The sequence below is a fragment of the Gaiella sp. genome, assembly GCF_035558935.1.
Classification (GTDB): Bacteria; Actinomycetota; Thermoleophilia; order Gaiellales; family Gaiellaceae; genus Gaiella.
In genome coordinates this window covers 1-7,607 of sequence record NZ_DATMBZ010000172.1, presented here as the reverse complement: position 1 = coordinate 7,607, position 7,607 = coordinate 1, and the positions used below count along the sequence as shown (strand labels likewise).

General features: G+C 71.8%; 13 protein-coding genes. 11 read left to right on the top strand and 2 right to left on the bottom strand.

What is annotated here, in order from left to right:
• From VNM44_RS16185 to VNM44_RS16155, 7 genes are all read left to right on the top strand, one after another.
• The coding region (locus VNM44_RS16185; protein WP_325627185.1) for an anthranilate synthase component I family protein at positions 1–873 on the top strand (873 nt) is incomplete at its 5' end.
• Entirely contained in the window at positions 870–1,703 is an 834-nt protein-coding gene (locus tag VNM44_RS16180) for an aminotransferase class IV (RefSeq protein WP_325627183.1), read from the top strand. The genes VNM44_RS16185 and VNM44_RS16180, both read left to right, overlap by 4 nt.
• A gap of 58 nt (positions 1,704–1,761) precedes the next feature.
• The gene (locus tag VNM44_RS16175) at positions 1,762–2,535 is read left to right on the top strand and encodes a DUF1385 domain-containing protein (RefSeq protein ID WP_325627181.1); all 774 of its coding nucleotides are present in this window, start codon (positions 1,762–1,764) and stop codon (positions 2,533–2,535) included.
• Positions 2,532–3,623 (top strand): hypothetical protein, encoded by a 1,092-nt coding sequence (locus VNM44_RS16170; protein WP_325627179.1) that lies wholly within the window; start codon positions 2,532–2,534, stop codon positions 3,621–3,623. Before VNM44_RS16175 ends, VNM44_RS16170 begins: the two co-directional genes overlap by 4 nt.
• Positions 3,620–4,186: a histidine phosphatase family protein gene (locus tag VNM44_RS16165; protein ID WP_325627177.1), complete on the top strand. Its 567-nt coding sequence runs from the start codon at positions 3,620–3,622 to the stop codon at positions 4,184–4,186. The genes VNM44_RS16170 and VNM44_RS16165 overlap by 4 nt, the downstream gene beginning before the upstream one ends.
• Positions 4,183–4,809 carry an isochorismatase family cysteine hydrolase gene (locus VNM44_RS16160; protein ID WP_325627175.1) on the top strand — a complete coding sequence of 209 codons (627 nt, stop codon included), beginning with the start codon at positions 4,183–4,185 and terminating at the stop codon, positions 4,807–4,809. The genes VNM44_RS16165 and VNM44_RS16160 overlap by 4 nt, the downstream gene beginning before the upstream one ends.
• Before the next feature lie 103 nt (positions 4,810–4,912).
• Positions 4,913–5,302: a hypothetical protein gene (locus VNM44_RS16155; protein ID WP_325627173.1), complete on the top strand. Its 390-nt coding sequence runs from the start codon at positions 4,913–4,915 to the stop codon at positions 5,300–5,302.
• Between the two features lie 9 nt (positions 5,303–5,311).
• On the opposite strand, the gene VNM44_RS16150 is transcribed toward VNM44_RS16155, so the two are convergent.
• Positions 5,312–5,686 (bottom strand): metalloregulator ArsR/SmtB family transcription factor, encoded by a 375-nt coding sequence (locus VNM44_RS16150; protein ID WP_325627171.1) that lies wholly within the window; start codon positions 5,684–5,686, stop codon positions 5,312–5,314.
• Complete coding sequence (locus tag VNM44_RS16145; RefSeq protein WP_325627169.1) at positions 5,671–6,015, bottom strand: SRPBCC domain-containing protein; 345 nt, start codon at positions 6,013–6,015, stop codon at positions 5,671–5,673. Before VNM44_RS16145 ends, VNM44_RS16150 begins: the two co-directional genes overlap by 16 nt.
• A gap of 70 nt (positions 6,016–6,085) precedes the next feature.
• Between VNM44_RS16145 and VNM44_RS16140 the strand changes: the two genes are divergently transcribed.
• From VNM44_RS16140 to VNM44_RS16125, 4 genes are all read left to right on the top strand, one after another.
• Positions 6,086–6,688: an ATP-dependent Clp protease proteolytic subunit gene (locus tag VNM44_RS16140; RefSeq protein ID WP_349258060.1), complete on the top strand. Its 603-nt coding sequence runs from the start codon at positions 6,086–6,088 to the stop codon at positions 6,686–6,688.
• On the top strand, positions 6,685–7,089 hold the full coding sequence (mce, locus tag VNM44_RS16135; RefSeq protein WP_325627165.1) for a methylmalonyl-CoA epimerase: 405 nt from the start codon (positions 6,685–6,687) through the stop codon (positions 7,087–7,089). The genes VNM44_RS16140 and mce overlap by 4 nt, the downstream gene beginning before the upstream one ends.
• Before the next feature lie 52 nt (positions 7,090–7,141).
• Positions 7,142–7,309: a hypothetical protein gene (locus VNM44_RS16130; RefSeq protein WP_325627163.1), complete on the top strand. Its 168-nt coding sequence runs from the start codon at positions 7,142–7,144 to the stop codon at positions 7,307–7,309.
• Positions 7,310–7,343: 34 nt separating this feature from the next.
• A partial coding sequence (locus tag VNM44_RS16125; RefSeq protein WP_325627161.1) for a GTPase occupies positions 7,344–7,607 on the top strand: 264 nt, incomplete at its 3' end.

The window sequence follows — 7,607 nt, the reverse complement described above, 5'->3', positions numbered from 1 at the left end:
CGGACGTGGACCGGACGCGAGCACGCCGCTGCGGTGGACAGCGTGCGCGCAGCGATCGCCGCAGGTGACGTCTACCAGGTCAACCTCGTCCAACACCTCTCGGCCCGTTTCGCGGGTTCCGCGGCCGCGCTCGCCGCCCGGCTCGCTCCTCTGACACAACCGAACGACGCGGTGTTCGGCGACGGCGACTGGCGCCTCTTCGAGGCCGAGGGTTGGGCGATCGTCTCGGCGTCACCCGAGCTGTTCCTCTCGCGGCGGGGACAGCGAGTGTGGACGCGGCCGATCAAGGGGACGCGGCCGCTCGGCGAACGGGACGACCTCGTGGCGTCGCGCAAGGACGCCGCCGAGCACGTGATGATCGTCGACCTCGAGCGGAACGACCTCTCGCGCATCTGCGTTCCCGGGAGCGTCCGGTGGCCGGAGCTGATGGTCGCCGAGCCGCTCGCCGGCGTGGAGCACCTGGTCTCGACCGTGGAGGGCGAGCTCCGCCCGGACGCGGGCCTCGCCGAGATCCTCGGCGCGACGTTTCCGGGCGGATCGGTGACGGGTGCGCCGAAGATCGCGGCGGTCGACCTGATCGCCGCGCTCGAGCCGGTGGGCCGTGGCGCGTCGATGGGGGCGCTCGGCCGCGTCTACGGCAACGGCGACCTCGACCTGGTGCTGACGATCCGCACGTTCGCGATCGCGGACGGGAGCATCCACCTGTGGGTCGGCGGCGGGATCGTCTGGGACTCTGACCCGCACGGTGAGGTGGAGGAGTCGCTCGTCAAGGCGGAGCCGTTGCTCGCGGCGATCGGCGCACCGCTCGAGCGGTCCCACGTCGACCGGCCCCGCCCTCGGACGGGGAACGCCCTCGCAGGCGGCGAGCGGTGAGCGAGCGTCCGCTCGCAGCGGCCGTGTCCGGGCTCGGCGTCGTGGATCCTTCGCACGCCGTCGTCGCTGCGACGGACGAGGGCTTCGCGCGCGGCCGGGCGGCGTTCGAGACGCTGCGGGTGTACGCCGGCCGGCCGTTTCGGCTCGACGAGCACCTTGCGCGCCTGGAGGGGTCGGCCGCGCGCCTCGACCTGCCCGCGCCCGATCTCGAGGAGCTCGGGGAGCTCGTCCGGGCCGCGCTCGCGACGAGCGGCAGGCGCGATGCCTCGCTCCGTCTCTACTGGACGCCCGGGCCGCCGGACGGGGCGCCGACCGCGATCGTCCTGGTGTCGCCCATCCCGCCCTGGATCGAGGAGCTGCGCGCGGGGGGCCAACGCCTGGTCTCGCTTGCGTTCCCACGGCGATCCGCGCCGTGGCTCCTGCCGGGGACGAAGTCCGTCAGCTACGCGACGCACGTCGCCGCCGAAGCGGAAGCGCACCGGCGTGGAGCGCACGACGCCGTGCTCGTCGACCTCGACGGAACGGTGCTCGAGGGGACGGTCACGAACGTTTGGTGGCGGGAGGGGCGAGCACTCGTGACGCCCGAGCTCGAGCTCGGCATCCTCGCCGGCGAGACCCGCGCGGCACTCATCGATCTCGCGGAGGCGCTCGGCTACCGCGTCGAGACGGGCGCCTTTCCGCTCGAGCGGCTCCTCACGGCCGACGAGGCCTTCACGTCGTCGTCCGTACGCGAGGTGATGCCGGTGATCTCCGTCGACGAGCGTCGCTACGCGAGCCGCGATGCGGCCGACGAGCTGCAGCGGGCGTTGCGCCGCCTTGCCGCGGGTTGACGGATCACACCGGTGCGGGGACGGACGTCACCCACCGACGCCTCGCTACGCTCATGGCATGGAAAAGCTCCGGCTCGGCGGGATGGCACTGCAGAACGGGGTGCTCGTCCACGGGCCCAAGACGTGGGGTGCGGCCGTCCGCCTGCCGGACGGCACGATCAAGACGGCATCCGGGCTCAAGCCGACGTTCGGCATCGGCGGCTCCGTGCCGGTCGTCAGGGGGTCGCTGCGCCTGGCGGAAGCGTTCGCCGTCCTCCCCGCGATGAAGCGTGGTCTCCCGGAGGCACGCCTCCCCTTCGAGCGTCCGGCGGTCGCCGTCGCGTTGGTCGCCGCCTCGACCAGTGCGACGCTCGTGCGACGCTCGTCCCTGCCGCTCGTCCCGCGCGAGGCGGCCGTCGTCCTCGCGTCGCTCGTTCCGGCGCTCGTCGCGCTGCGCGGCGAACAGCTCACGTCGTACCACGGCGCAGAGCACGTCTCGATCGGAACCTACGAGACGGGTGAGCGGGCGCCGAAGGAGCACGAGCGGTGCGGCTCACATCTCGTCGGTCCGCTCACGATCGCCACGGCGCTCGCCGGAGCTGCCGCCGAGCTCGCCCCGGCGCGGCATCGCACGACCGCGAGGATCGTCGGCGCGATCGGCGCCGTGGGCGCCGCGGTGGAGGTCTTCGGCTGGATGAGCAGGCATCGGGAGAGCCGGCTTTCGCGCGCTCTCGCCCGCCCCGGCACCGAGCTCCAGCGCCGGCTGTCGACGAGCGAGCCGAGCGCGGAGCAGCTCGAGGTCGCCGAGGCGGCGCTCCAGGCGGTGCTCGAGGCAGAGCGCGCCGCCGCATGACGGTCGCCCGGCCACGTTCTCGCCGGACGCGGCTCGACCCCGAGATCTTCGACCTCCCCGTCGAGAAGATGCGCGACGGCTACTACAGCGACGCGTACTTCAACCACACGCGCGCGGCGCTGCTCTACGACGGCCGCCGTCCCCGTGTGGTGATGCAGGTCTTCCAGAAGCGGCAGGCGATGCTCGGAGGCATGGACGAGGCGATCGCGATCCTCGAGCTCTGCTCCTACGACTGGTCGGGGCTGACCGTCCATGCGCTGCGGGACGGCGACCGGGTCGAGCCGTGGGAGACCGTCATGACGATAGAGGGCGACTACACCACGTTCGCGCACCTCGAGACCGTGGTGCTCGGGACCCTCGCGCGCCGCACCCTGATCGCGACGAACACCGCACGCGTCCTCGAGGCTGCCGACGGCAAGCCGATCATCTTCATGCCCGCCCGCCACGACCACCACCGCGTCCAGACGGGTGACGGCTACGCGGCGTACGTCGCGGGCGCGGTGCTCGGCACGGAGATCGGCGTCACCTCCGACGCGCAGGCGTCCTGGTGGGGCGGGCGCGGCGTCGGGACCGTGCCGCACTCGCTGATCGCGGCGTACGGCGGCAACACCGTTCTCGCCGCCACGAAGTTCGCGGATTGGGCTCCCGAGGACTTCCGCATCACGGTGCTGGTCGACTACGACAACGACTCGGTGCGGACCGCGCTCGACGTCGCCCGGGCGCTGGGGCCTCGGCTGTGGGGGGTGCGCCTCGACACGTCGAGCCAGCTCGTCGATCGTGCGCTCTGGGAGGAGATGGGCGACTTCGATCCACGCGGCGTCAACGAGCGACTCGTACGCAAGGTGCGCGCGGCGCTCGACGAAGACGGTTTCGAGCGCGTCCGGATCGTCGCGTCGGGCGGCTTCACGGTCGAGAAGATCGAGTCGTTCGAGCGTCTTGGCGTGCCCGTCGACGCTTACGGCGTCGGCTCGTCGCTGATCCGGGGCGAGAACGACTTCACCGGCGACATCGTGATGACGGACGGGCGTCCCACGGCGAAGATCGGGCGGCGCTTCCGACCGAACGAGCGTCTGGAGCTCGTCGAGTGACGGGCGTCGTCGAGCTCGTCTTCGAGACCCACGCGCTGACGACGGACAACGAGCGTGGGATCGCGACGGGCTGGCTGGGCGGCTCGCTCTCGGCACGAGGCCGCGGGCTCGCGGCCGAGCTCGGCACGCGCCGGCGCAACGACCGGATCGACGAGGTGCTCTGCTCCGACCTCGCACGGGCGGTCGAGACTTCCGAGATCGCCTTCGGCGGGACAACGCTACGCGTGACACTCGACTGGCGCCTCCGGGAGCTCGACTACGGCGACCTGAACGGAGCGCCCGTCGACGCCGTCGCGCGCGAGAGACTCGAGCGGGTCGACGTGCCGTTTCCCGGTGGGGAGAGCTACCGCGACGCGACGGCACGCGTGGGCGAGCTCCTCGACGAGCTCGTCACGAGCGCCACGCGGCGCCGAGTGCTCGTCATCGGCCACACTGCGACCCGCTGGGCCTTCGATCACCTGCTCGACGGGAAGCCGCTCGAGGAGGTCGTCGACGCGCCGTTCGACTGGCGTGAAGGGTGGGTGTACACCGTGCGCCCGACCGCCGCGAGCGTGGCCGGATGAGCGGGCAGCTCCTCTGGGACGTCGACACGCAGGTCGACTTCGTCCACGCGGACGCGAAGCTTCCTGTCCCCGGAGCCGAGGAGGCCGTCCCGGCGATGGCCCGCCTCGTCCGCTGGGCGTCCGAACACGGCATCACGCACCTCGCAACCGCCGACGACCACGAGCTGACCGACCCTGAGATATCGAACGACCCGGACTTCGAGTCGACCTACCCCCCGCACTGTCTGCGCGGCACGCCTGGCGCCGCGAGAATTGCCGAGACGGCCCAGCGCGATCCGCTTCCGGTCTCCCTCACGCCCTACCCGCCGGGCCTCGTCGCGAGTCTCGTCGAGGGGCACCGCGAGCTGCTCGTGCTGAAGAAGACCTACAGCGCGTTCTCGAACCCGAACGTCGAGGCGCTCGTCGCGGCACTCGCGCCGAGCGAGGTGATCGTGTTCGGCGTCGCAACGGACGTCTGCAACGACGCGGCGATCACCGGCCTCCTCGCACGGGGGTACCGCGTCGCCTTCGTCGAGGACGCCTCGCGCGGTCTCTCCGAGGAGCGCACCGCTGCGGCGCTCGCCCGGTGGCGCGAGGGGGGCGTGCGGTTCACCCTGAGCGCAGACGTCGTCGGGTCCCCGTAGAGCGCCTCACGTCCTGCGGGAAAGTGCGCGCCGCGCTTCAGCGGCGGCCCCGATGTTCGCCTGCCGCCGTCCTGCGACGCTCGAGGCGAAAGGAGGTGACGGGATGAGACTGACCTGGAAGGACGGAGCCGCGACGCTACTGACCGCCTTCGCGGTGCTCGTCTTCTTCGCGGCGCACCAGTCGTGGGACGTGTGGCTGATCGGCTCGAGCAACCGATGGGCTGCGGTCGCCGTCACGCTGCTCGGCGCCGTGACGTGCGGGCTCGGCGCGGCCTCCGACGAGCTGGCTGCCGGCCGCGAGGCGACCACCTCCGTCAAGCTGCTCTCCGCCGTCGGCGCGGTGACCGGCGTGCTCGCGATCCTCGCCATCGTGACGGGCTCGCTCACCATGCTCTCGCTGCTCGTGCTCGGGATCGTCGTGCTCTGGGTGGGCGCGACGCTCAGGCACGCCTCGCACCTCGGTCACACCGGGCACCATCCGGTCGCGACCTAGGCCCCCCCTTCAGACGCGCCCCGGCCGGGTCGGGCCTCGCCCGCCCGGCTCCGGCGCGACGGGCTCGTCCTCCCGGCTCACGTAGGCGGCGAGGGCCGCGAGACGCTGATCCCATTCCGCTCCGACCCGGGCGATCCAGTCCGTCGCCGCGAGGAGTGGGGCGGGGTCGAGCCGGTACACCGTGTTCCGGCCGATCCGCGTTCCGTGGACGAGCCCGGCCGCCTCGAGCGAGGCGAGGTGCTTTGCCACGGCCTGACGACTCACAGGGAGCTCGCCGGCGAGCTCCGTCGGCGTCGCGTTTCCGCCGGCCGCCAGCCGCTCGACCAGGAAGCGGCGGCTCGGGTCGGCGAGCGCGGTGAAGACCGCCTCTACGCGATCGCCCATGCGGCGCTCGCCTCGAGCTCGAGCGCGACGCCCCAGTCGGGCGAGGTCTCGCGAACGAGAACGCGCGTCCCCGCGGGCGCGTCGTCCAGCTCGAGCTCGACGCGGCTGTCGTCCTCCCAGCGCAGCACGAGCCGCTCGCCCTCGGCGACCTCGTCCACGACGGCGCGGCGCGACTCACCGTTGTCCCACCGAAACATGCCCTCGCCGCCGGGTCTGACGTCGAGCTCGACGTCGTTCGCAAACCACTCGCGCAGCCGCTCCGGCTCGGTCAGCGCCTCCCACGCCTCGTCGCGGGTGACGGGCAGGACGACCGTTCGCGTGACCTCCATGCGCAACCTCCAAGTTGCGTAGAGTGTGCAACTCCAAGGTTGCACGTTAGCGAAGGAGCCCGACATGCCGCTGATCCCGACCGTGCTCGAGGCCGACGGCCGCGCCGAGCGCGCGTTCGACCTCTACTCGCGCCTCCTCCGGGAGCGGATCGTGTTCCTCGGCCGTCCGGTCGACGACGAGCTCGCGAACCTGATCGTCGGCCAGCTTCTCTTCCTCGAGGCCGAGGATCCCGAGAAGGACATCTCGCTCTACGTCAACTCACCCGGAGGGGAGGTGTACGCCGGCCTCGCGATCTACGACGCGATGCAGCACGTCCGCCCGGACGTCTCGACGATCTGCTTCGGAATGGGGATGTCGGCGGCCGCGATGATCGTCGCGGCGGGCGCGCCGGGAAAGCGGTTCGCGCTGCCGAACGCGAAGCTCATGATCCACCAGGGCTCTGCGGGCTTCCGCGGCGCGCCGACGGACGTGAGCATCGCGGCGCGGGAAGTCGAGTCGACGACGCGTCAGATGGCCGAGATCATCGCGCGCCACTCGGGCCGCGAGCCCGAGCAGGTGCTCGACGACATCGACCGTGACCGCTTCATGACGCCGGCCGAGGCAGTCGAGTACGGGCTCGTGGACGAGGTGCTCGTCCCGTCGCGAAACCGTCCGAGTACGATCGCGGCGTGAGCGTCCGGGGGGTCCATCATCTCGGCTTCGCCGTGGCCGATCTCGACGAGGCGGTCTCCACGTACGCGGAGCTGTTCGGCGCGACGGTCGAGCACCGCGAGCGCGTGGAGGAGCAGGGCGTCGAGGCCGCCTCCGTCCTCGTCGGCCCGGACCGCATCGAGTTGCTCGCCCCGACCGGCGACGACACGCCCGTCGGCCGTTTCCTGGCGAACCGCGGGCCCGGCATGCATCACGTCGCGTACGAGGTCGACGACGTCCGCGCGGCGCTCGCCGACCTCGCGCGCAAGGGTGTCGAGCTGATCGACCACGAACCGCGGCACGGGCTCTTCGGGCTCGAGGTTGCGTTCGTCCATCCCGACGCCGTGCACGGCGTCCTGACCGAGGTGGTGTGCCCTGTCTGACGATTCGATCCGCATCGAGCTCGCTTTCGACGGCGGGCAGATCATCGCCGCGATGGTGTCCCCCGAGGCCGCGGACGCGGCCGAGCGGGCCGTGTCGGCCGGTGCCGGCGGCACGGTCGAGCTCGACACCGAGGACGGCCGCATCACGGTCGCAGTGCCACGCATCGTCTACCTCAAGCGCTACACGAAGGGCTCGCAGCCGGGGTTCCAGTCCCGCTAGGGGTTCCCGTCGCGACGACTACCCTGACCCCCCGATGGCGCTCGAGGTCGGGATCGTCGGGCTTCCCAACAGCGGTAAGACGACGCTGTTCAACGCGCTGACGCACGCGGGCGCCGAGATCACGGCGTACGCGTCGGTAACCGACAAGCCGAACGTCGGCATGGCGACGATCGCCGACGACCGTCTCGACCGACTCGGCGCGCTCGTCCACGCCAAGAAGATCACGCCCGCGGCGATCCGCGTGGTCGACGTACCTGGAACCGGGCCTCAGCTGCTCGGGAACCTTCGGCAGGTCGAC

Excerpts from the sequence above, each read along its gene's own strand:
- VNM44_RS16175 (WP_325627181.1), top strand. The coding sequence starts at position 1,762 with ATGGAAAAGCTCCGGCTCGGCGGGATGGCACTGCAGAACGGGGTGCTC.
- VNM44_RS16170 (WP_325627179.1), top strand. The coding sequence starts at position 2,532 with ATGACGGTCGCCCGGCCACGTTCTCGCCGGACGCGGCTCGACCCCGAG.
- VNM44_RS16160 (WP_325627175.1), top strand. The coding sequence starts at position 4,183 with ATGAGCGGGCAGCTCCTCTGGGACGTCGACACGCAGGTCGACTTCGTC.
- VNM44_RS16155 (WP_325627173.1), top strand. The coding sequence starts at position 4,913 with ATGAGACTGACCTGGAAGGACGGAGCCGCGACGCTACTGACCGCCTTC.
- VNM44_RS16150 (WP_325627171.1), bottom strand. The coding sequence starts at position 5,686 with ATGGGCGATCGCGTAGAGGCGGTCTTCACCGCGCTCGCCGACCCGAGC.
- VNM44_RS16145 (WP_325627169.1), bottom strand. The coding sequence starts at position 6,015 with ATGGAGGTCACGCGAACGGTCGTCCTGCCCGTCACCCGCGACGAGGCG.
- VNM44_RS16130 (WP_325627163.1), top strand. The coding sequence starts at position 7,142 with ATGGTGTCCCCCGAGGCCGCGGACGCGGCCGAGCGGGCCGTGTCGGCC.